This window comes from Sorangium sp. So ce590, assembly GCF_051521365.1.
Taxonomy (GTDB): Bacteria; Myxococcota_A; Polyangia; order Polyangiales; family Polyangiaceae; genus Sorangium.
This window is the reverse complement of the sequence record NZ_CP150346.1, coordinates 7,675,121-7,696,765: the sequence shown is the minus strand read 5'-3', so window position 1 is coordinate 7,696,765 and position 21,645 is coordinate 7,675,121. Positions and strand designations below refer to the sequence as shown.

Here is a 21,645-nt window from a genome sequence, read left to right as displayed (position 1 = left end):
CGGGCCGGCGGAGGGCTGCGCCGGATCACGGCTCCACCGGCTCGGTCAGCCCGGTGCACCTCGCGTCGCCAGCGCCGGCGCGCGGCGGTCGCGCCGGGCTGATCGAGGCGCGTAAACAAATCGGCGGCCATCGTCAAGAGATCCCGGCGCCCGGGGCGTCCGGAGGGGCGATCTCGGCACAAACCAGCGGGCCGGCGGCTGCCGCCGCGCGGTGTCCTGCCTGTCCCCCAGAACGACCGTTGCGCTCCACGTTCAGATGGACGACGCTGTGCGCCGCAGCCGGTGTCGGGCACGCTCCGGTTCGCGCTCCTTTTATCCACCGCGGGCCGTGACCAAGACACCCCCCCCTCCCATTACTGCCGGAACGGTCATCAACGACCGTTACGACATCCGTCAGAGCCTCGGTAAAGGCGGCATGGGCGAGGTCTTCCTGGCCTTTGATCGCTCGACCCAGCAGACCGTGGCGCTGAAGGTGGTCCGCGAAGAGTCGCGCATGCCGGGCGACGACGAGGCGCTCCGCCAGGAGCTCCTCCTCGCGCGCTCGGTCGGCCACCCGAACGTCTGCCGCGTGCACGATCTGGCGCCGAGCCCCTGGGGCCCCATCCTCGTGATGGAGCAGATCCCCGGGCAGACGCTCCACACGCACATCCGCAAGCGCAAGGCCCAGGGCGGCTACACGGCGGACGAGTTCCGCAAGATTGCGAGCGAGGTCTGCAACGGGCTCGCGGCCATCCACGCGCAGGGCCTCGTGCACGGCGACCTGAAGCCCGGCAACGTGATGGTCTCCGAGGGCCGCGCGGTGATCCTCGACTTCGGCTTCGCGCAGGAGCGCGCGCGCGCCTCGGCGCGCCGCCCCGGCGCGCCGCCCGACGGCGGCACGCCGAACTACATGTCTCCCGAGCGGCTGCGCAACGGCGGCGCGAGCCCCGAGGACGACGTGTACGCCATGGCCCTGACGCTCTGGGAGATGTGGACCTGCCGCGTCCCTGAGCCCGGCTACAAGCCGCGGCTCAAGACGATGAAGCAGCAGATCATGTTCGACGTCCCGGCGGGCCTGTCGATCGACGAGGTGCGGCAGATCTTCCGCGGCCTCAACGAAGATCCGTCGATGCGGCCGCAGGCGCGGCACATGCGCTTCTTCAACCCGTCGCAGCTCACGACGAGCCCGATCCAGCTGCCGCGCGAGCGCCTCGATCCGGGGCCGCCGCCGGGCGGCGCGCTCAAGCTGAACTTCACCCCCGCGGCGCAGTCGCTGCTCGTGACGTACGCGACGAACGCGCCCGAGATCGTCGGCTCGCTGCTGCCGCTGCACGACACGAAGCTCGCGCTCGGCCGGCGCAGCGATCAGAGCCTGTGCGTGCCCGAGGCGACCGTCTCGGGGGCGCACGCGATCCTCAAGTGGCAGACGGGCTCGTGGCTCATCGAGGATCAGGGCAGCACGAACGGCACCTACGCGGACTTCAACTACGAGCGCAAGTCGCAGGTCTCGCTGCTGCACGGCGGAGAGGTGCAGGTCGGCGAGTGCCGGATGAAGCTCGTGACCTTCGGACCGGACTCGCCGCAGCACCGGCGCGCGAAGCAGTACCTCGCGAAGCGCGACGGCCTCACCGGCCTGCTCGTGCGCGAGCACCTGATGAAGGCGATCGACGAGGACGGCCTGTTCGCCGACTGGGCCGAGGTGCCGATGCAGGTCGCGCGCTACGAGCTGCGCGGGCCGAACCGCCAGGTCAGCGAGCGCCCGACCATCCTGGAGATGCTCGCCCTGCGGAAGGCGGCGCAGCGGGTGATCGATCTGACCGAGATGCTCCTGCTCAGCCTCACCCCCGCCGTGGCGGGGCGGACGGGTCCGCTCAAGTTCGTGGTCTCGATCGTGGGTCCGAGCATCGACGAGGCTCGCCACGTGGTCGAGCAGGTGGTCGCTCAGGTTCAGGGGATGCTCCCCGAGACGCTTGAGCTTGGCGCGACGCTGGTGAAGGGCGAGCCCGGGCGCCCTGCGCGGACGCTCATCGATTGAACCTGAGCGCGTCCGATGAACAGCCGGCCTCCGTTCCCGTCCAGCCCGCCGTCTCAGCCCTCGCCGTACCGTTACCTCGGTCGCGGCGGCGGCGAGCGCCCCGTGCGGCTGCAGATCATCATCGCGCTCGTCGCGGGGCTCATCCTCGTGGCGGTGCCGCTCTACCTCTGGCGCCGTCCGAAGCCTGAGTCGATCCCGTCCGCCGACGCCGCGACGGCCGACGCCGGCGCCTACGCCTGGGACGCGGGGGCGCTCGCCGACGCGGGCGCCGCGCTGGCCGAGGGCGTCAAGCTCTCGCCGTTCACCACGATCAAGTGCGAGAACCCCGGCCCGGGCACCACGCCGCCCGAGCGCTGCGATCACGTCACGTTCTTCGAGGACGCCCTCGCGCGCGCGATCCGCGACAACGTCCAGTGCGCCCCGTCCGGCAAGGCGAGCATCACGGTGAGCTTCGTCTTCGAGATGGACTTCCGGCGCAAGCGCACCAACGTCTACGCCGGCAAGTCGACGACGGTGAACCGCGCGAAGACGAAGGAGCTGCTCCGCTGCGTGAAGCGCGCGATGCCGACGCCCGACTGGGGGACGATCCCGCACCAGTACGTGAAGTACAAGATCAACGTCATGGCGACGTACCCTGCCAGCGACTCCTTCTGAGGCGAGCGGCTCGTGCGGCGCGCGTCGATCGTGCTGATGCGCTGCGCGCCTTCGCTCCTCGGGGGGCTCATCGCGATCGCGGCGCAGGCGCAGGCGCAGCAGGGCGCGCCGGCTGCGCCGGCCGAGCCTCGGCGGCACGAGGGCTACTCGAGCTACGAGAGCGCCACGATCGAGCGCGCCCTGGCGCGGCTCGGCGCGACGCTCGATCCCGCCCCCGAGGGCAAGATCGTCGAGGGGATCGACGTGGTCCCGTTCGAGGTGATCGAGGACCGCGATCCCGCGCCGTCCTTCCTGAACTGGTTCCACGCGCTCTCGCGGCCGTACGTCCTCCGGCGCGAGGTGCTGCTCGCGGTCGGGCGTCCCTACGCGCAGGCGCTCGCCGATGAGTCGGCGCGCAACCTGCGCGGCCTGAGCCAGGTGTCGCTCGTCCTCGTCTTCGCCGTGCGGGGCAGCGCGTCGGATCGGGTGCGGGTCGCGGTCGCCACCAAGGACGTCTGGAGCCTGCGCCTCAACACGGACTACCGCATCGCCGAGGGGGAGCTCGAGAAGCTCTTCCTGCAGGCCGCCGAGCAGAACCTGCTCGGCATCCACCACGCCGTCGCGGCGCAGCTCACGCTCGATCCCGGCGCGCTCTCGCTCGGCGTCGCCTACGCGATGCCGGGCATCGGGGGCAGCCACGTGCGGATGCGGACCGAGCTGAACGCGATCATCGATCGGAAGACCGGCGAGCTCGAGGGCACGCGCGGCGAGTTCGTGTACGGGCAGCCGCTCTACGCGACGGAGGCGGAGTGGGCCTGGGACGCCGAGGTCACCTGGCGCGACGAGGTGACCCGCCGCTTCATCGGCACGAAGCTCGCCACCTTCGACGCGAGCGCCACGACGGAGGACGACCGCATCCCGTACCTCTACCGGAGCGATCTCCTGGTGGGCGGCTACGCCGTCACGCGCAGCTTCGGCGCCGCCGCCTCGGCCGTGAAGCACGATTTCTCGGTGGGCATCGAGGCGAGCCGCAAGGTGTACCGCATGGTCGCGCCCGCGGGCTTCGCCCCGGCCGCGATCGCCGAGTTCGAGGCGCGCGTGATGCCGGTGAGCGACACCCGCGTCGCGCCGACGTTCAAGTACTCCACGTACTCGACCCGCTTCTCGCGCGTGCTCGACTTCAACACGCTCGCGCTTCAGGAGGACTACCGGCTCGGACACGAGCTCTCGATCGTGCTCTACCCGGTCACGACCGCGCTCAACTCCACCCGTAGCTTCCTCGGGGTCTCCGCCGCGGCGGCGTACACCGTCGCGCTCGGCGACGGCCTCGCGCGCGCGGTGGTCAAGAGCGTCACGGAGCTCGATCGCTCCCAGATCTTCGACGCCTCGATCGAGGCGCGCGCGCGCGTGCACACGCCGAGCTTCGGCGTCGGGCGGCTCGTGTTCGACGTGCGGCTGCTCGACCGCTACCGGAATTACCTCAACAGGCGGTCGCCGCTCGGCGGCGAGACGCGCCTCCGCGGGTACAAGTCGGCGGCGTTCATCGGCCAGGACGTGCTCTCCGCGAACCTCGAGCTCCGCACGCGCCCGGTGGAGATCTGGTCGTGTCAGCTCGCTGGCGCGGCCTTCTTCGACGCCGGCGACGCGTTCGATGACTACGACGAGCTGCGCCTCAAGCAGTCGGCGGGCTTCGGGCTCCGGGCCCTCTTCCCGCAGTTCAACCGCATCGTCACGCGCGTCGACTGGGGCTTCCCTCTCACGCGCGGCTACAGCGGGCCCGGTGCGATCCCGGGCATCATTGTCCTCAGCGCCGGTCAGGCGTTCCCGATGCTCCCTGCGGACGAGTAGGCGCGCCGTCGCGTCCGCGTGGCTCCTCCCCGGCCGGGGCGCCCCTCGGCGCCGCCGGGGCGGCGCTCGCCACCCGCGCGCGGTGGGCCGCGAACGCCCCCCGGAGCGCGGGCGGCACCGGCTCCCGGTCGAGCGCCGCGAGCGTCTCCGCCGCCGGCCTGCCCGCGAGCCGCGCGTGCCAGGCCTGCTCGAGCGCGCCCCTGAGCCGCGCAGCGTCGTCCTTCGGCGGCTCCTGCCGCGTGCCCGGCCCGGCGGCCTCCGCGCCCGGGCCTCGCGCGCGCGTCTCATGAAACGCCTGCGCCGCGCTGCCCCGGTGTGTGTAGCGATCGCCCTCGAAGCCCGCGACGTCGAGGAGATCCGGCGCGATGGGATCCTCCTCGGCCACGTGGATCCGACCGGCGAGCTCCAGCGTGCCGTCGTGGTCGACGTCGAGCGCGAACCGCGGCGGCGTCGCGAGCTCGACGGCGTACCGGGCCGCGCCGAGCGGCTGTACGCCCCAGATCTCCAGCTCTCCCGCCTCGTTTCTGAGCACGACGTCCGGCGCGCCGTCGCGGTTGAGATCGGTCCCCGAGCGGAACGCCCCGAGCTGCTCCGTCGCGTCCGGCTGCGATCCCGGGAGGAGCGACGGTACCAGCTGGGTCGCCTGGCTGCGGTCCACGCGCCCGCTGTCGAGGGGCCCCGCGGCCATGACCACGCCGCGCGGGGTGGCCACGCGGACCGCCGAGGTGCGGCGCCCGAGCGCGTCGGTCCCGCGGTAGCCGCGCAGCACCACCTCGCCCCCGCGGCGCGGGAGCGCGCCGCGGAGCTCGACCTCGAGCTTCAGCCCGAGCTCGGCGGTCTCCACGTCGATGGCGCGCAGCTGAGCCTCGAGGTCCGGGGGCGCGACGTACGCGCCGAGGCGCGGCCTGCGCGCGGTGCCCCAGGGCGAGACCTGATGATCGCTGGCGCAGGCGATGAGCAAAACGCACATCGTCAGCGAGAGCTTTTCTGTTACCGTTCCCTTCCGCATGCGCCTGCTAGTCGCCGATAAGATGGATCTCTCGGCTCTGGAAGAGCTCAAGGTACTCGGGATCGAGATCGAGTCCCGGCCGGAGCTCACCAAGGACACGCTGCCGGCGGCCCTGGACGGGATCGGCATTCTCGTCGTTCGCTCGACGGAGGTCACCGCGAAGGCGATCGAGGCGGGCCGTCAGCTCAACCTGATCGTGCGGGCCGGGGTCGGCGTGGGCACGATCGACGTCGCGGCGGCGAGCGCGCGCGGCGTCTACGTGGCGAACTGCCCCGGCAAGAACGCGACCGCGGTGGCAGAGCTGACGATGGCGTTCATCCTCGCGCTCGACCGCCGGCTGGTCGACGCGACGTCCGAGCTCCGGGCCGGCCGCTGGGAGAAGACGAAGTACTCGGCGGCCCGGGGGCTGTTCGGCCGGCGGATCGGCATCGCGGGGCTCGGCGCGATCGGCCGCGAGGTGCTGGTGCGCGCCCGCGCCTTCGGGCTCGAGCCGCACGCCTGGTCGCGCTCGCTGACGCCGGGCCGCGCCGCCAAGCTCGACGTCAGCTACGCCCGGACCCTGGAGGACCTGGCTGCCCGCTCGGACATCTTCACCATCCACCTGACCGCCACCCCGCAGACGCGCGGCATCGTCGGCCGGAGCGTCCTCGAGGCGCTCCCCGACGGCGCGATCGTCGTGAACGCCGCGCGCCCGGAGGTCCTGGACTACGCCGCGCTCGAGGAGCTCATCCCGCGCAAGGGGCTGCGGGTCGGCCTCGACGTCTTCGCCGGCGAGCCCGACAGGGGCTCGGCGCCGTTCGAGTCGCACCTCCTCGCGCGGGGGCTCGTCTATGGGACCCCGCACATCGCCGCGCAGACGGAGCAGGCCCAGCGGGCCATCGCCCTCGAGACGGCCCGGATCATCCGCTCCTTCATGACGGAGGAGGAGCTGCCCAACGTGGTCAACATCTGCGCTACCTCGCCCGCTCGCTACGCGGTCGTCGTCCGGATGCTGGACAAGGTCGGCGTGCTCGCGAACACGCTCAGCGTCATGAAGCGGCACGGGATCAACATCGAGGAGATTTCAAATACCGTCTTCGATGGGGCCACTGCCACGTGCACGAAGATGCGGGTCTCCGGCCGGCCGAGCGAAGCCTGCCTGAAGGAAATCGCGGCGTTTGAGGAGGTCCTGCACGTGGATATCGTCGCGCTGCCGAATCTGGCGTAAGGCATCCCGCCCTCCGGCGGTGACGCGGCGCAGGCCAAGGCGGGGGCGAACCGGCGGGGAGATCCCCGGCCACGAGGGGGCGGTTTGCCCGTATCCCCCCTTGCATGAGGCCCAGCATTCGACTAGGTTGTCCGCCGACAACTAGGCGGATCCGCGAGCCGGGTTCCCAGTTCGGGAATCGGCTCTTTTTTTTTGGCGCAGGGGCGCCGGGCACCGTCGCTCGGGGTTCATGGCGCTGAAAGTTCCCGGATCCGCCAAGGGTGACGTCTCTCCCATGCCGCAACTGATGGAGCCTTCGACCGGAGCTGTGTTCGATCTCGGGCGCGTTCGCGACGCCCTCGCGCCGGTGCTTGCCACGCGCGGGGTCACGCTCGTCGACCTGGAGTGGACCACCGAGCGCGCGGGCTGGACGCTTCGGCTCACGATCGAGCGCGAGGGGGCGGCCGAGGTGGGCGGCGGCGTCACGCTGGAGGACTGCGTGGATGTGTCGCGCGACGTCTCCTCGGTCCTCGACGTCGAGGATCTCATACCCAACCATTACAACCTCGAGGTCAGCTCTCCGGGCCTCGACCGGCGGCTGCGCACACCGGCCGAGTTCGCCCGCTTCCTCGGCAAGACGGCGAAGGTGAAGCTGTCGCGCCCGGCGCCGGACGGCCAGCGGCTGCTCCGGGGCGAGCTCCTCACGGCTCCGGAGGGGCAGGTCGCGGTCCTGGTCGACGGCAAGCGGATCGAGGCGCCGTTTTCGGATGTCATCGAGGCGCGCCTCGTCTTCGAGCTCTCGTCGCAGCCCAAGCCCAAGAAGGGGCAGCGGCAGGGCAAGGAGACCGCTAAGGAGTCGGGGCCGACGAAGCGGCTCGCGGAGGCGGCTCCGCGACCGGCCTCAATGCGGAGCGCGCGCGGTTCCGAGAAGCGCAAGTAGAGAGAAGAAAGATCAGGAGACAGGGACGTCATGGCAACGATGGCAGCGATGCCGACCTCGGAGACGAGCCTCGGCAGCATCCTCGATCAGGTCGCGAAGGAGAAGGGGATCGACAAGAAGATCCTTGTCGAGACGATCGAGGCCGCGATCTTGAAGGCCGCGCAGAGCGTCTTCGGCCCGACCCGCGAGCTCGAGGCGCGCTTCAACGAGGACAGCGGGCAGATCGACCTCTTCCAGTACATGACCGTGGTCGAGGCCGTGGCGGAGCCGGAGCGCGAGATCTCCATCACTGACGTGGACAAGCTCAAGCTGGACGCGACCCTGGGCGAGGAGCTCGGTTTCCAGGTCTTCTGGCGCCCCGAGGACGCGGAGAAGGCGCGCGATCAGGACAAAGAGTACGGCGACATCCTGAAGCTCAAGCACGGCCGCACGACCTTCGGGCGCATCGCCGCGCAGACGGCGAAGCAGGTCCTGCTCCAGCGCGTGCGCGACGCCGAGCGCGATCTCATCTTCAATGAGTACAAGGATCGCAAGGGAGAGCTGATCCGCGGTATCGTGCGGCGGTTCGAGAAGGGCAACAACATCATCGTCGACATCGGCCGCACCGAGGGTGTGCTCACGTTCCGCGAGCAGACGCCGCGCGAGACGTACCGGCCGGGGGACCGCATCGTCGCGTACGTGAAGGACATCGATCGCGAGGCGCGCGGCCCGCAGGTCATCCTCTCCCGCTCCGATCCCCGGCTCGTCGAGAAGCTCTTCGAGGCCGAGGTCCCCGAGATCTACGAGGGCATCGTGCGGATCGTGTCGGTCGCCCGCGAGCCGGGCGCCCGCTCCAAGATCGCGGTGACCAGCCGCGACGCGGACGTCGACCCGGTGGGCGCGTGCGTGGGCATGAAGGGCTCGCGCGTGCAGGCCGTGGTCCAGGAGCTCCGCGGCGAGAAGATCGACATCGTGCCCTTCGACAGGGATCCGGCGCGCTACGTCATCGCCGCGATCCAGCCGGCCGAGGTGCACAAGGTGATCGTCGACGAGGCAGACGGGCGCATGGAGCTCGTGGTCCCGGACGAGAAGCTGTCGCTGGCGATCGGGCGCAAGGGCCAGAACGTGCGGCTCGCCGCGCAGCTGACGAACTGGAAGCTCGACATCATCAGCGAGACAAAGTTCAAGCAGATGGAGGAGGAGGCGATCTCCGCCCTGCAGCAGATTGACTGGGTGACCGAGCAGATCGCCAAGTCCATGTACCGGCTCGGCTTCCGTGCTCTGGAAGAGGTGAGCGAGGCCTCGGTCGAGGAGCTCGCCGCCATCCCGGGCCTCGGCGGCGCCGAGGCCGCCGAGCGCATCAAGGCGCAGGCGGACACGACGATGGAGCGGCTGCGTCAGGAGCGCATCCGTACCGCGAGCTCGCGCACCGAGCCCCTCACCGACCGCGAGCGGCTGATGTTCATCCGCGGCGTCGGCGAGCGGACGGTGGTGCTGCTCGAGGAAGCCGGGTACCGCAGCGTGGAGGACCTGCTGCGAGAAGACGAGGATCGGCTGGCGATCCGCACGGGCCTTGGCATCAAGAAGGCGCGCGCCATCAAGCAGGGCGCGCGGGACTTCGTCGAGAGCGAGCAGAAGGTGCTCGATGCAGCGCGGGCGGACATTCGCCGAGCCGCCGAAGCGAGACACGTGTAACGCGTTTCAAGGAGCGGGGTTCAGAGGACCGAGGATGGAATCAGCGGTGAGCAGACAGAACGACGCGGGTGAGCGCGAGCCCTTCGAGAGGGGGCGGGTGCGCACGTGCGTCGGTTGCGGGGAGCGCGTCGGCGTCGATGACGTCCGCGGCGCTCGTCCGCTCGTCCGGCTCATCCTCGGTCCCGGCGGCGTGATCGCGGTCGATCCGGGCGACGGCGGGTTCGGGCGGGGCGCGCATGTCCATCCGCAGCGGGACTGCGTGGCGGCCGCGGTCGCCCGGGGGCTCGCCCGTGCCGCCAAGGGACGGGTCCACGCGATCCGGGGAAATGTAGGCCCGGGCGCGGAGGGCGACGGCGATCAGGCCGCCCCGGGCGCGGAGCCGCTCACGGCCGTCTCGCTGGCGCGGGCGATCCGGGGGGCGACGGAGCGCCGGCTCCAGGGGCTCATCCGTGCGGCCGTCCGCTCTCGGAGCGTGGCGATCGGCGCCGATGCGGTCGTGGGGTCGTGCGAGCGGGGAGAGGCCGCGCTCCTGCTGGTCGCGTGCGACGCGCCGGCAGGCGCGGATCTACCCGAGGTGCGGCGGGCGATCGCGGCGGGGCGCGCTGTCGCATGGGGCACCCAACAGGTGCTCGGCTCCCTGGCGGGCCGCGAGAGCGGCGTGGCGGTGATGGCCATCTCCTCGGCGCCGCTCGCGGTCGCCGTCGCGCACGCAGCGCACGTCGTGGACACCTGCGCCCGCATCGAGCGGGGCGAGGGCGCCGCGGAGGGCGGGCGTGGCAGCTCCGGTCGAAGGGGGCGGTCGGCGCGCAACGCGGCTGTCCGGTCGGAGGCAGGTGGGGGCCCCGAACGACGGAAGGCTGCGTCCGGCCATGCTGGCCCGGCCCCTCGCCGTGGATCGGGGAGGGCGGGGGTGGACGTCGAGCACCTCAGCGCTGGCGTTCGGCCGGCGTCCGAGGGGGGCGGGGAAAAACCTGACAGCCCGGCGGGCGGGCTTGCTGGCCGCGACGAGCGGCTGGCGTCAAAGAGTGGGTCCGGTCGGCTTCTTGCAATCGCGCGGGGCACCGGGGAAGGCGGCCCGGTCGGGGGCACGGCGGCGAGGTCCGGTTCTACCGGACGCGCCACGACGGTGGACAGAGTGGCCGCAACGGGTCGCCCGCGCGGATGGGTGAAGCGGATTGGTTAACGTGGAGCGAGGTGCATGAGCAAAGTCCGGGTCTACGAGGTCGCCAAGCAGCTGAACATGGACCAGAAGACGCTGGTCGCGCTCTTCCAATCCATGGGTATTGGCGACGTGCGCAATCACATGAGCGCCGTCGAATCCGACGTCGTCGAGCGGGTTAAGCGGCACCTCGAGCGGCAGAAGTCGCCTGAGGTGGTGGAGGAGCGGATCCGCCCCACGGTCGTAAAGCGCCGTGCTCGGCCTGGGGCCGATCCCGAGCCGTCGTCGCCGGGCCGCGGGCCGGATCCGGAGGCGCCGGTGCGCGCCGCTCCGGAGCCGGCGCCTTCGCGGCCTGCGGCTGCGTCCGTTGCTGCTCCCCCGCCGCACGAGCGCGTTGCTCAGGAAGAAGAGGCGCTGGTCCATCGCCCCGCTCCACCGCCCGCCGCTTCCATCGCATCGCCCCCGCCGCCGGCTCCTGAGCCGGTGGTCGCCGCGAGCCCGCGCGAGCCAGCGCCCGCGCCCAGCGCACCTGCCCCGGCAGCGCCGCCCGTTGCGGTAGCGCCGGCAGCGCCGCCGCCTCCGGCGGCTCCCGCTCCCGCAGCACCCGCGTCTGCCGCGGCGTCCGCGCCCGCGCTCGCGGAGGAGACGAAGGTGACCTCGCCCGAGCCGAAGCCTGCTCCGTCCGCCGCCGCCGCGGCGCCATCTGCCGCCGCCGTCGCGCCGGCCCCTGCCGAGTCGGCGCCTGCCGCGCCGGCCCCCGCCGCGGTTGCGCCCTCACCGGCGCAAGCGCCTGCTCCCGCCGCGCCTGCAGCGCCCGCGCCCACCGCGGCGCAGGCGACTGCGCCGGCTCCGGCGAAGCCTGCAGCGCCCGCGCCTGCCGCAGCGACCGCGTCCACCGCGGCGCCTGCGCCGGCCCGGACACAGGCCGCCTCGGTGCCTGCCCCGGCGCAAGGGGCGTCTCGGTCGACGCAGCCGCCCTCCACGCCGCATCGGCCTTCCGGTCCGGCGCACCACCCTGCGTCGTCCGCGGCCCGCCCGGGATCCCGGCCGACAGCGCCGCCCGCATCGGCGTCCGCGGCCAAGCCGGAGGACGCGGCGGGCGCGAGCCAGGCGCCGCGCCGGCCGTCCTCGCCGCCGAAGACCGGCATCGAGGTGTGGCAGGGGCGCCCCGGCGTCACGATGCCTGCTGCCCGCACCGGCACGCCGCCGGCGCGGCGCACGACCTACGATCCGCGTGCGAACGCCCAGCAAGCGCGCCCCGGCGGTCCCAGCTTCGGTCCAGGCGGCCGGCCCATGGGCGGCCGGAACACGCGTCCGGGGATGTTCGGGCGGCCGCGCCCGGGCTCTCTCCCGCGCAAGCCGGTCCAGGTCTCCACGCAGGAGATGGCCTCGCACAAGAAGGTCATCAAGATCGAGGAGCAGGTCACCCTCCAGCAGCTCGCCGCGAAGATGAGCCTGAAGGCCACGGACGTGCTCATGCGACTCCTGTCGATGGGCATGACGGGCGTGAACATCAACAGCACGCTCGACGCCGAAACAGCCAAGATCCTCGCGAGCGAGTTCGGCTGGAGCGTCGAGGACGTGGCCGTCAGCGAGCAGGACACGCTGACCGCGGCCATGCAGGCCGGCACCGAGGCCGACGAGGAGTTCGAGAACCGTCCGCCCATCGTCACCGTCATGGGTCACGTCGACCATGGCAAGACGTCGCTGCTCGACAGGATCCGGAAGGCCACCGTCGCCGAGGGCGAGGCGGGCGGGATCACCCAACACATCGGCGCTTACCGCGTCGACACGCCGCGCGGGACGATCGCCTTCCTCGACACGCCGGGTCACGAGGCGTTCACGGCGATGCGCGCCCGCGGCGCCTCGCTCACCGACATCGTGATCCTGGTGGTCGCGGCCGACGATGGCGTGATGCCCCAGACAAAGGAGGCGATCTCGCATGCGCAGGCCGCGAAGGTGCCGATCATCGTCGCGGTGAACAAGATCGACAAGCCGGGCGCCGACGAGGACAAGATCAAGCGCGACCTCGCCGCGCTCGGGCTGCAGCCCGAGGAATGGGGCGGCGAGACGATGTTCTGCAGCGTGTCGGCGAAGCTGGGGCAGGGCATCGACCAGCTCCTCGAGTCGGTCCTGCTCCTCGCCGAGGTCCAGGACCTCCGCGCCAACCCGAAGAAGCGCGCCAGCGGCACCGTCATCGAGGCCTTGCTCGATCGTGGCCGCGGGCCGGTCGCGCGCGTCATGGTCCAGGACGGCACGCTCCGCACGGGCGACATCCTCCTGGCCGGCGCCGCGTGGGGCAAGGTCCGGGCGATGACCGACGAGCTCGGGCGCTCCGTCGCCGAGGCCGGCCCGGCGACGCCCGTCGAGGTCCTCGGCCTGGCCGAGGTGCCGAGCGCGGGCGATCCCGTCCACGCCGTCAAGGACGGGAAGACCGCGGAGGAGATCGCCGAGACCCGCCGCAAGAAGGCGTCGAAGACGCTGATCCCGCAGGACTCGCGCGTCTCGCTCGAGTCGATCACGAAGAACCTGCAGGAGGCCGATCAGCTCGAGCTCAAGCTGATCATCAAGGGCGACGTGCAGGGCTCGGTCGAGGCGATCACCCACGCGCTGGCGAAGCTCACGACCGAGAAGGTGAAGGTCACGATCGTGAACGGCGCCGTCGGTGGCATCACCGAGGGCGACGTCAACCTGGCGGTAGCGTCGAAGGCGATCATCGTCGGCTTCAACGTCCGATCGGCCGGCAAGGCGGGCGCTCTGGCCGAGAACGAGGGCGTCGAGATCCGGCTCTACAACATCATCTACAACGCCGTCGACGACATCCGAAGCGCGATGGAGGGGCTCCTCCCCGCGACAAAGGTGGAGAAGGTCCTCGGCCGCGCCGAGGTTCGCCAGGTCTTCAAGATCACGAAGGCGGGCACGGTCGCCGGCTGCATGGCCGTGAGCGGCTCGGTCAAGCGCACCGCCGAGGCGCGCCTGATCCGGGACAACGCCGTCATCTGGACGGGGCGCCTCTCGGGGCTGCGCCGCTTCAAGGACGACGTGAAAGAGGTGGTCGAGGGGTTCGAGTGCGGTATCTCGCTCGACGGCTACTCGGACATCAAGGAGCGCGACCTCATCGAGAGCTTCGAGATCGAAGAGATCAAGACGAAGCTCTGAGCCGCTAGATGTTCGTCGGCGTTCTCCGTCTCCGCCTCGATATCGTCGGGGCCCGCTCCCTCAAGGACAAGCGCAGCGTGGTGCGATCCTTGAAGGAGCGGGCGCAGAGCCGGATGCGCGTGTCGATCGCGGAGGTCGGCGTGCTCGACGATCCGAGGCGGGCGACGCTCGGCGTCGCGGTCGTCTCGAACTCGGCGGCCATGTGCGACAAGGTCCTCGCGGACGTGGCCGCGATGGCCGGATCGCTGCCCCACGCCGTCCTCAGCGACCGGGCGACCGAGATCGTGCCGTTCGGTGAGGGAGGAGCGGGGGTGCAGGGCGGCATCGAGCAGGCGCTCGATCGCGAGGACAGGGATCTGGGAGCGGCCTCCGACATGTTCGAGGACGCAGAGGACGACGAATGAGCGGCACGGTGAAGCGGGCGACGCGGGTCGCAGAACGGCTCCGCGAGGACCTGTCCAACCTGCTCCGGGAGATGCGCGATCCGCGCATCGCCGGCGTGCTCGTGTCGCGCGTGGAGATCACCGACGATCTGCAGAGCGCGAAGATCCACGTGCGCCACGAGTTCGGGGCGGAGGACGCGGCGTCGCGCCGCGCCCTGCTCAAGGGCCTCGAGGCGGCGTCGGGCCGGCTGCGCAGGGACGTCGCCCGCACGATGGGCCTGCGCGTCGTGCCGACGCTGCGCTTCTTCTACGACGAGGGCCCCGACGCCGAGCGGCGGATCGATGAGCTGCTCCGGGAGATCAAGGAGGAGCCAGGAACCCCGCGCTCGTAGCGCCGGGGCCGGGCAGCGCCGCGCGCTCTCCGGGCGCGATCACCGCGGGATGAGCCGCTCGATCGCCTGCGCGGGCTCGAGGTCGAAGCGCCACGGCCCCACCTTCGTCGGGGCGTCGAGCGCCGTCTTCAGCGCGCGGAGGAACTCGCGCCGCGACCACTCCACGGCGCCGAAGCGTTCCAGGTGCTCCGTGTACACCTGGCAGTCCACCAGCGTGAAGTCCCAGGCGACGAGGTTCCCGAGCAGCGTCGCGAACGCGACCTTCGAGGCGTCGGGCGCGCGCGCGAACATCGATTCGCCGAAGAACATGCGCCCCAGCGACACGCCGTAGAGGCCGCCGACGAGCTCGCCGTTCGACCAGGCCTCGATGCTGTGCGCGACCCCGGCGGCGTGCAGCGCCGTGTATCCGTCGACGAGCTCCTCGGTGATCCACGTGCCGCTCTGCCCGGGCCGCGGCGACGCGCTGCAGGCCCGCATGACGTCCGCGAACGCCGTGTCGGTCCGGACCTCGAGCTCGCCCCGGCGCACCCGCTTGCGCAGCGAGTGCGGGATGTGCGCCTCGCGCGGCGGCAGGACGAAGCGCGGATCCGGGGAGAACCAGAGCAGCGGTAGCCCCTCGTGGGGCCACGGGAAGATGCCCCGGCGGTAGCCGGTCAGCAGCCGCTCCGGCGAGGCCTCGCCGCCCACGGCCACGATCCCCTCGGGGGTCGCGCGCTCGGGCGGAGGAAAGTCGAGCTTGCTCGTGAGCACCGGGACGCGCATCGCTGTGACCTCGAATCCTCCCACCAGAGCCTGCGGTTGCAAAGAGGCGCTCTGCGCGCCGCGCGCTCAGGACGCGCACACATAGTCGGAGCCCTCGACGAAGCCGCGCGCGGCGAGGTGAGCGCGGATGAGCGCGCGCGCCCCCCGCGCCCCCACGGCGACGACGAGGGTCTGCGCGCCCCGCGAAAGCCGCGACGGGTCGACGATCGGCGCCCCCTGCGCGATCCGGCCGATCTTGCGCGGATCGATGTCCACGAACCGCTCGGGCGTCACGCCGTTCCGGGCGAGCGCCCTCGCCAGCCGCCGGCCGGTCTTGCCCGCGCCCCACACCGCCACGGGGCGCGCCGAGCCGAGCTTTCTCGCGAGGTAGTGCGCCTTTGCCTCGAGGAAGCGCGCGATCGCGTACCGCGGATCCGCGAACGTCGCCCGGCCCTCGCGGTGCCGCCAGCGCAGGCCGAGCTCCGGGAGCTTCGCCATCCGCGCGCCGGCGGCGTCGAGGCGCAGCCACAGGTCGTAGTCCTCCGCCCAGGGGGTCTCACGGAACCCGCCGACCTGCTCCAGCGCGCTCCGCCGCAGCATCACCGACGGGTGACACAGCGGGGATTCCACGAACATCTCCCGCGCGTGGTCCTCGGGCGTGAGGATCGAGTTCAGCCAGTCCACGTAGCGGAGCATGCCCTCGCCGATCGGCCCCGCCGCGAACGCCTCGACGCGGGCCCCGACGACGCCGAGCCCTGGATCCCGCCGGAGCGCCTCGACCTGCCGCGCGAGGCGCCCGCCGACCGAGATGTCGTCGCCATCCATGCGCGCGATGAGCTCGCCGCGCGCGGCCTCCGTCGCGCGCGAGAGCGCCCGCGCGATCCCCACGCCGCCCGTCGCGATCGGAACGACACGGGGGTCGCGCTGCGCGATGCGCGCGACGCTGGCCGGGCCGGCGTCGGTGGAGCCGTCGTCCACGGCGATCACCTCGAGATCGACCTCGCGCTCGGCGAGCACGCTCTCCAGCGCCTCCTCGATCGTCGCCTCCGCCTGCCGGTACGGGAGCAAGACGGAGACGAGCGGCGCCATGCCGAGACCATGGCGGCGCGCCGGCGCAGCGTCCACAGGAAGGGAGCGCCGCCCGCGGCTCGCCGGCGGGGCGCGTCGGCGCGGCGAGCCGCGATGCGCGGTACCGGGCGGGCGCCGATACGGCCCGCGTCAGGCGGCCCGCGTCAGAGATCGCGGGCCAGCCGGATGCCGCTCATCTGCCACCGAGCGTCCGGCGGGAAGAAATTCCGGTACGTCGCGCGGACGTGCGTCGCCGGGGTCGCGCAGGAGCCGCCGCGCAGCACGAGCTGGCCGCTCATGAACTTGCCGTTGTACTCGCCGAGCGCTCCGGGCCACGGGCGAAAGCCGGGATAGGGCGCATACGCGCTCGACGTCCATTCCCACACGTCGCCGAGCAGCTGTCGCGGGGCTCCCGGTCGCGACGGCGCGCTCGCGGGCTCCGGGTGAAAGCGCCCGCGCTCGGCGAAATTCCCCGGTGGCGCCACGCCGGGCGAGGTGCTGCCAGGGACCTCCTCGGCGCCGGAGAGCGCGCCCTGCGCGGCCGTCTCCCACTCGGCCTCTGTCGGGAGCCGCGCGCCTGCCCAGCGGGCGTAGGCGTCGGCCTCGTAGTGGCTCACGTGGCAGACGGGCTCATCGAGGTCCACCTCGCGGAGCCCGTGGAGCGTGAACAGCTGAGCCCCTCCGTCCCGATGCTCCCAGTAGAGCGGCGCCTCCCACCGGTTCGCGGCGACCGCATCCCAGCCGCTCGATAGCCAGAGCTCCGGCCGTGCGTACCCGCCGTCCTGCATGAACCTGAGATACTCGCCGCACGTCACCGGCCGCTCCGCGAGCGCGAACGCGCCCACGAACACGCGGTGCCGCGGCGTCTCGTTGTCGAACGCGAACGCGCCCCCGCCGTCGCCGATCCAGCGGACGCCCTCGGCGTGCTCCACGAAGCGGAGCTCCCCGGCAGCTCCGCCGCTGCTCCGGCCCGGCGGCGCGCCGCCGAAGATCGCGGGGCGCAGCGGGTTCTGCGCCATCGCGTGCTTCAGATCGGTCAGGATCAGCTCCTGGTGCTGCTGCTCGTGGTGCAGCCCCACCTCGATCGTGAAGGCGAGATCGAGGTGCTGGCCCGCGCCGATCTCGTCGAGGAGCTCGCGCATCCTCTCGTCCACGTGGCGCCGGTAGCGGTAGATCTCCTCCACCGTCGGGCGCGACAGGATCCCGCGCCGCGGGCGGCAGTGCCGCTCGCCCACGGTCACGTAATACGAGTTGAAGAGGTACCCGAACCGCGGGTGAAAGGGCGCGTATCCGGCGCGCTCGCCGAGCACGAACGTCTCGAAGAACCACGTCGTGTGCGCGACGTGCCACTTCACCGGGCTCGCGTCCGGCATCGACTGGATGACGTAATCCTCGGCGCAGAGCGGCGCGCAGAGCGACTCCGTGAACGCCCGGACGGCGTCGTACCGCGCCCTCAGCCTGCCCGCGACGCGCTCTGGCTGTTCCATCGCGTTCCTCTGGGGTCCTTCGTCTCCACGAGAGGTGTCGCCGCGGCGACCGGGAGCGGGCACCTAGCGCTTCTTGAAGTCGCCGAGGTGCGTGATGTACCAGCGACCCTGCCAGGAGATGATCGTGTGGACATCGAGGCTCGCCGGCTTGCCGTCGATCTCGTACTTCAGCTTGCCGTGGAAGGAGCGGTAATAGCCGATCTTGTTGACCTCGTCGCCCGGAGGCACCCACTTCGGCCTGGAGCCGACCTCGAAGCCGACGAGCTGCGCGCCTTCCCAGCTCTTGCGCTTCCGGTGCATCGCCTTCACGTCGTTCGCGTAGGCGGCGTGGAGGTTGTCCCAGTACTTGCCGGGATCCTTCACGTCCTTGAGCGGGATGAACGGCTCTTTGGGGAACCAGAAGGGATCGGCCAGCGCCGGCTCGTTCTTCACGATGGCGTCGAACAGCGCCCTGGCCCGCGCCGTGAGCTCCTCGCTCTCGAGCGGCGGCAGGATCTTGTTCGTCGCGAGGGCGGTCGCCGTGGCGCCGGCATCCGCGCCAGGGACAGGCGGCGATCCCGGCGGGGATGACCCGTCCGTCGCTGCCGCCTCGGCCGCCGTGCGAGCACCCCCATCCTGCGGCGGGCCTGGCGCACCTGCGTCTTCCGGCGGCGGCGCCGCCTCGGCCGCGCCCGCCGCCGCCGTGGGCGCGGCGGCGGCCGAGGGGGGCCGGGCGCTCTCGACGGGCTGGGCGTCCGGCACCGGGGTGGGCGCCGCGCAACCCGTCATCACCGCGAGCGCGCCCACGACGACGTGCTTCATCATGCGCGTGCCCTATCGCACCGCCCCGGCGCCGACAAGCGACCCCGGGGCGCGGCCGTGCGCCGGACCCGCCCGACGGCGGGCCAGGCTCACTTCTCCACGATGATGAACTGCACGCGCCTGTTCTTGGCCTTGTTCGCGGGCGTGACGTTCGGCGCGACCGGGCGGTCCTGTCCGTAGCCCTTCGCGAGCAGCCGCGAGGCGTCCACGCCGGCCCTGGCCAGCCAGGCGCGCACCGAGTTCGCCCGGGCCTCGCTGAGGGTCTGGTTGTGCTCACGTCCGCCCGTGTTGTCGGTGTGCCCCTGGATCTCGACCTTGCGGATGTTCGGGTTCCGCTGGAGCACGTCCGCGATCTCCTCCATCAGCGCGTTCGAGTCGCCCAGGATCTTCGCCGAGTCGGTCTCGAAGTGGATCTGCCGCGAGATCTTGATCTCGTTGCCCTGCACCTTCACGAGCGAGACCTTCGGCCGCTTGTTCACCGTGAGCGCGGCGCGCGTGTCCTCGCTCGTCCGGACGTCGGCCTGGTTGACGTGGTTCATGTATCCCTGCGCCTCGACCTTGAGCGTCACCGCGCCGGCCGGCAGATCCGGGAAGCGGAAGGCGCCGCTCGCGTCGGCCGTCGCCGTCTGCTCGCGGCCCGCCGCGTCGACAAGCCGGATCGTCGCGCCGGCGACCGCGTCCCCGCTCTCCGCGTCCTTCACCGTCCCGACGATGTTGCCCGTCTTGGGCAGCGCTTCGAGCGAGCAGTCGACGTCCACGAAGGTCGGCCCCTGCGGCTGCGCCGCGCTCGGTGCAGCGCCGGGCAACCCCGGCTGCGGGCCGAAGGGCCCCGGCTGCCCGGGCTGCGGGCCGAAGGGCCCCGGCTGCGGGCCGAAGGCGCCGGGCTGTCCGGGTTGCGGGCCGAAGGCGCCGGGCTGTCCGGCCTGCGGGCCGAAGGCGCCGGGCTGCGGACCGAAGGCGCCGGGCTGCGGGCCGAAGGCGCCGGGTTGCGGGCCGAAGGCGCCGGGCTGCGGGCCGAAGGCGCCCGGCTGCGGGCCGAAGGCGCCCGGCTGTCCGGGTTGCGGGCCGAAGGCGCCGGGTTGCGGGCCGAAGGCGCCCGGCTGCCCCGGTTGCGGGCCGAAGGCGCCGGGCTGTCCGGGCTGCGGGCCGAAGGCGCCGGGCTGCGGGCCGAAGGCGCCGGGCTGCCCCGGTTGCGGGCCGAACATGCCGGGCTGCCCCGGCGCCGCCCCGCCGGCGGGGAGGGTCGCCTGGCAGGTGCCCGGCTTGTAGCCGTTCGCCCGGATGTTGAATGTGTATGTCCCCGGCTCGAGGTGCCGCGTGAGGAAGCGGCCATCCGGACCGGTCGCGTACGGCGGCTGGGGCGCGCCATCGACCGTCACGATGGCGTCGGCCACCGCCGCGTCGGGCCGGTTCTGCTCGTGCACGAAGCCGCGCACGAAGCTCTGCGGCGCCGGCACGAGCTGCGGCGGCTCCTTGATGATCTGCGGCGCAGGGGCCGGCGGCGGCGCCTTCTGCTTCGTGTCGTAGGCGTAGCCGATCCCGAGATACAGCGTCCACGGCGCCTGCGGCGCGACCTCCTCGATGAACACGGAGGTCGCCGACAGGCCGAGGTCGAACGCCGCATGCCCGGAGAGCCCGCGGAACGCCTTCTCGAACGGTGTCACCCGCACGCCGAGCGACAGCCGCGACGGCGCCGCGGCGTAGCCCGGCCCGCCCTGGCTCTGGGGGTCGGGCGACGCGAAGTCGTCGAGCCCGAGACAGACGTCGCCGCGCGACACGCGGCTCGTGTGGCACTCGTAACCCTGCCGGTTCACCGGGATGTCGAGCGTGTACTCGAGGTACGGCTGCACCTTCGGCAGCGGCACCTCGACGCCGAGGTGGGTCTGGAAGAAGTCGACCCGGTTGATGCCGAGCCCGAACCGCTCGATGCGCGAGATCGGCTGCCGATCACGCTCGTCAGTGAACGCCTTGGCCCGCTCCTTCTCGACCTCCTCCACGAGCTTGCCGGAGTTGTCGACCTTGTAGCCGAGGTTCACGTTCACCCGCAGCGGGAACCCCTTGCCCTGCGGCTTGCGCAGATCGAGCGTCGCGAGCCCGCGGAAGACCGCGCTCGTGCCGCCGCCGGCGAGGCCCACGTCGCCCGTGCCGTTGAGCAGCAGCAGCTGCGCCTCGCCGCCGAAGGTGAACGGCTTGCCGATCTTCGGGGGCGTGAACGCCTTCACGCCGAGCGTCGTGTCGCCGAGCACCTGCAGCAGCCGCGGGCGGCCCTGGTCGTTCGCGTTCGCGAACGTGCGGATTGAGGCGTAACCTTCGAGGAAGGGCAGGGGGGTCGCGTTCAGCGTGAAGAACGCCCCCACGTGGCTCGCCGAGTCCTCCTGCGCGTCGGGGCCGCAGGTGATCGGGTGGCCGGCGAGCGTCGACTCGGCCGGATCGCAGAGGAAGCCGCTCGTCGAGAACCAGTCGAGCAGGAACGACACCCGGAAGGTGCCCGGCGCGCCCGAGCCCGCGTACGACGTCCTGAGCAGGCCGGTCGACCCCCACAGGTTCGGCTGCGCGGCGAGCGAGAGCGCGCGCTCCTCCTCGTCCCACGCGGTGGAGCGCGGCGCCGTCGCGCCAGCCTGGAGGCCCTGATCGCCGGCGGACGCCTGCGCACCGAAGGAGAAGCTCGCGTCCGGCGGCGGCTGCCCCGGCTGCTGCCCGAACTGCGGCGGCGTGTCGCCCGGAAAACCCGGCTGAAAGCCCGGCTGCGGGCCGAACTGCGGCGGGGCGTCGCCCGGAAAGCCCGGCTGAAAGCCCGGCTGCGGGCCGAACTGCGGCGGTGACGCGTCGCCCGGAAAGCCCGGCTGCGGCCCGAAAGGACCGGGCTGGGCGGGAGGAGGCTGGGGCCCGAACGAGCCAGGCGGCTGCGCCGGCTGGCCCGGAGGTGGCTGCGGTCCGAAGGGCGGCTGCGGCTGCTGCGCCTCGGCAGCGCCCGCGAGCGTGAGCGAGCCGGCGAGCGGCAGCGCCGTGAGCGCAGCGCGCCGGAGCCTGTCGGCGAACACCTTCCGAAGCGTATGCATCGAGCCTCATCCGCGAGATCGAACAAGGAAACGCCCGCCAATCGGGACGGTGGAGACCTCGCGCGCGGCCCGTTGTACCACTCCGGGCCGCA

At 72.2% G+C, this 21,645-nt stretch carries 16 protein-coding genes; 10 read left to right on the top strand and 6 right to left on the bottom strand.

The annotated features are described in order from the left end of the window. The first annotated feature begins 268 nt into the window (after nt 1-268). Genes WMF28_RS28825 through WMF28_RS28815 form a run of 3 tightly spaced genes read left to right on the top strand, consistent with a single transcriptional unit; the run spans nt 269 to nt 4,495 of the window. Complete coding sequence (locus WMF28_RS28825) at nt 269-2,014, top strand: protein kinase domain-containing protein (protein WP_437581981.1); 1,746 nt, start codon at nt 269-271, stop codon at nt 2,012-2,014. A gap of 15 nt (nt 2,015-2,029) precedes the next feature. Then, nucleotides 2,030-2,668 (top strand): hypothetical protein, encoded by a 639-nt coding sequence (locus tag WMF28_RS28820; protein ID WP_437596539.1) that lies wholly within the window; start codon nt 2,030-2,032, stop codon nt 2,666-2,668. 12 nt (nt 2,669-2,680) lie between these two features. Next, nucleotides 2,681-4,495: a hypothetical protein gene (locus WMF28_RS28815; protein ID WP_437596538.1), complete on the top strand. Its 1,815-nt coding sequence runs from the start codon at nt 2,681-2,683 to the stop codon at nt 4,493-4,495. Here WMF28_RS28815 and WMF28_RS28810 read toward each other — a convergent pair. After that, nucleotides 4,452-5,465, bottom strand: coding sequence for an FG-GAP repeat domain-containing protein (locus WMF28_RS28810; RefSeq protein WP_437596537.1), 1,014 nt, complete (start codon nt 5,463-5,465; stop codon nt 4,452-4,454). The two genes, WMF28_RS28815 and WMF28_RS28810, sit on opposite strands and share 44 nt — an antisense overlap. A 61-nt stretch (nt 5,466-5,526) precedes the next feature. Here WMF28_RS28810 and WMF28_RS28805 point away from each other — a divergent pair, with 61 nt between their 5' ends. The 7 genes from WMF28_RS28805 to rbfA all read left to right on the top strand — a co-directional run bounded on the left by WMF28_RS28805 (nt 5,527) and on the right by rbfA (nt 14,397). Then, on the top strand, nt 5,527-6,711 hold the full coding sequence (locus WMF28_RS28805; RefSeq protein WP_437596536.1) for a phosphoglycerate dehydrogenase: 1,185 nt from the start codon (nt 5,527-5,529) through the stop codon (nt 6,709-6,711). Between the two features lie 274 nt (nt 6,712-6,985). Continuing rightward, nucleotides 6,986-7,630 (top strand): ribosome maturation factor RimP, encoded by a 645-nt coding sequence (gene rimP / locus WMF28_RS28800; protein ID WP_437596535.1) that lies wholly within the window; start codon nt 6,986-6,988, stop codon nt 7,628-7,630. A 30-nt stretch (nt 7,631-7,660) separates the two neighbouring features. Next, on the top strand, nt 7,661-9,304 hold the full coding sequence (nusA, locus tag WMF28_RS28795; protein WP_437574324.1) for a transcription termination factor NusA: 1,644 nt from the start codon (nt 7,661-7,663) through the stop codon (nt 9,302-9,304). Nucleotides 9,305-9,350: 46 nt separating this feature from the next. Beyond that, nucleotides 9,351-10,487 (top strand): DUF448 domain-containing protein, encoded by a 1,137-nt coding sequence (locus WMF28_RS28790; protein ID WP_437596534.1) that lies wholly within the window; start codon nt 9,351-9,353, stop codon nt 10,485-10,487. Between the two features lie 15 nt (nt 10,488-10,502). Continuing rightward, the gene (gene infB, locus WMF28_RS28785; RefSeq protein WP_437596533.1) at nt 10,503-13,622 is read left to right on the top strand and encodes a translation initiation factor IF-2; all 3,120 of its coding nucleotides are present in this window, start codon (nt 10,503-10,505) and stop codon (nt 13,620-13,622) included. Nucleotides 13,623-13,630: 8 nt separating this feature from the next. Beyond that, nucleotides 13,631-14,026 carry a DUF503 domain-containing protein gene (locus WMF28_RS28780; RefSeq protein ID WP_437596532.1) on the top strand — a complete coding sequence of 132 codons (396 nt, stop codon included), beginning with the start codon at nt 13,631-13,633 and terminating at the stop codon, nt 14,024-14,026. Further along, nucleotides 14,023-14,397, top strand: coding sequence for a 30S ribosome-binding factor RbfA (gene rbfA / locus WMF28_RS28775; protein WP_437596531.1), 375 nt, complete (start codon nt 14,023-14,025; stop codon nt 14,395-14,397). Before WMF28_RS28780 ends, rbfA begins: the two co-directional genes overlap by 4 nt. A gap of 39 nt (nt 14,398-14,436) precedes the next feature. On the opposite strand, the gene aat is transcribed toward rbfA, so the two are convergent. From aat to WMF28_RS28750, 5 genes are all read right to left on the bottom strand, one after another. After that, the gene (gene aat, locus WMF28_RS28770) at nt 14,437-15,159 is read right to left on the bottom strand and encodes a leucyl/phenylalanyl-tRNA--protein transferase (RefSeq protein WP_437596530.1); all 723 of its coding nucleotides are present in this window, start codon (nt 15,157-15,159) and stop codon (nt 14,437-14,439) included. Nucleotides 15,160-15,225: 66 nt separating this feature from the next. After that, a complete protein-coding gene (locus tag WMF28_RS28765; protein WP_437596529.1) occupies nt 15,226-16,227 on the bottom strand; it encodes a glycosyltransferase in 1,002 nt (333 codons plus the stop codon). Nucleotides 16,228-16,370: 143 nt separating this feature from the next. Continuing rightward, the gene (gene egtB, locus WMF28_RS28760; protein WP_437596528.1) at nt 16,371-17,693 is read right to left on the bottom strand and encodes an ergothioneine biosynthesis protein EgtB; all 1,323 of its coding nucleotides are present in this window, start codon (nt 17,691-17,693) and stop codon (nt 16,371-16,373) included. 63 nt (nt 17,694-17,756) lie between these two features. Beyond that, nucleotides 17,757-18,497, bottom strand: a complete 741-nt coding sequence (locus WMF28_RS28755; protein WP_437596527.1) for a hypothetical protein — start codon at nt 18,495-18,497, stop codon at nt 17,757-17,759. A gap of 86 nt (nt 18,498-18,583) precedes the next feature. Further along, complete coding sequence (locus tag WMF28_RS28750) at nt 18,584-21,553, bottom strand: carboxypeptidase regulatory-like domain-containing protein (protein WP_437596526.1); 2,970 nt, start codon at nt 21,551-21,553, stop codon at nt 18,584-18,586. Nucleotides 21,554-21,645: the final 92 nt, after the last annotated feature.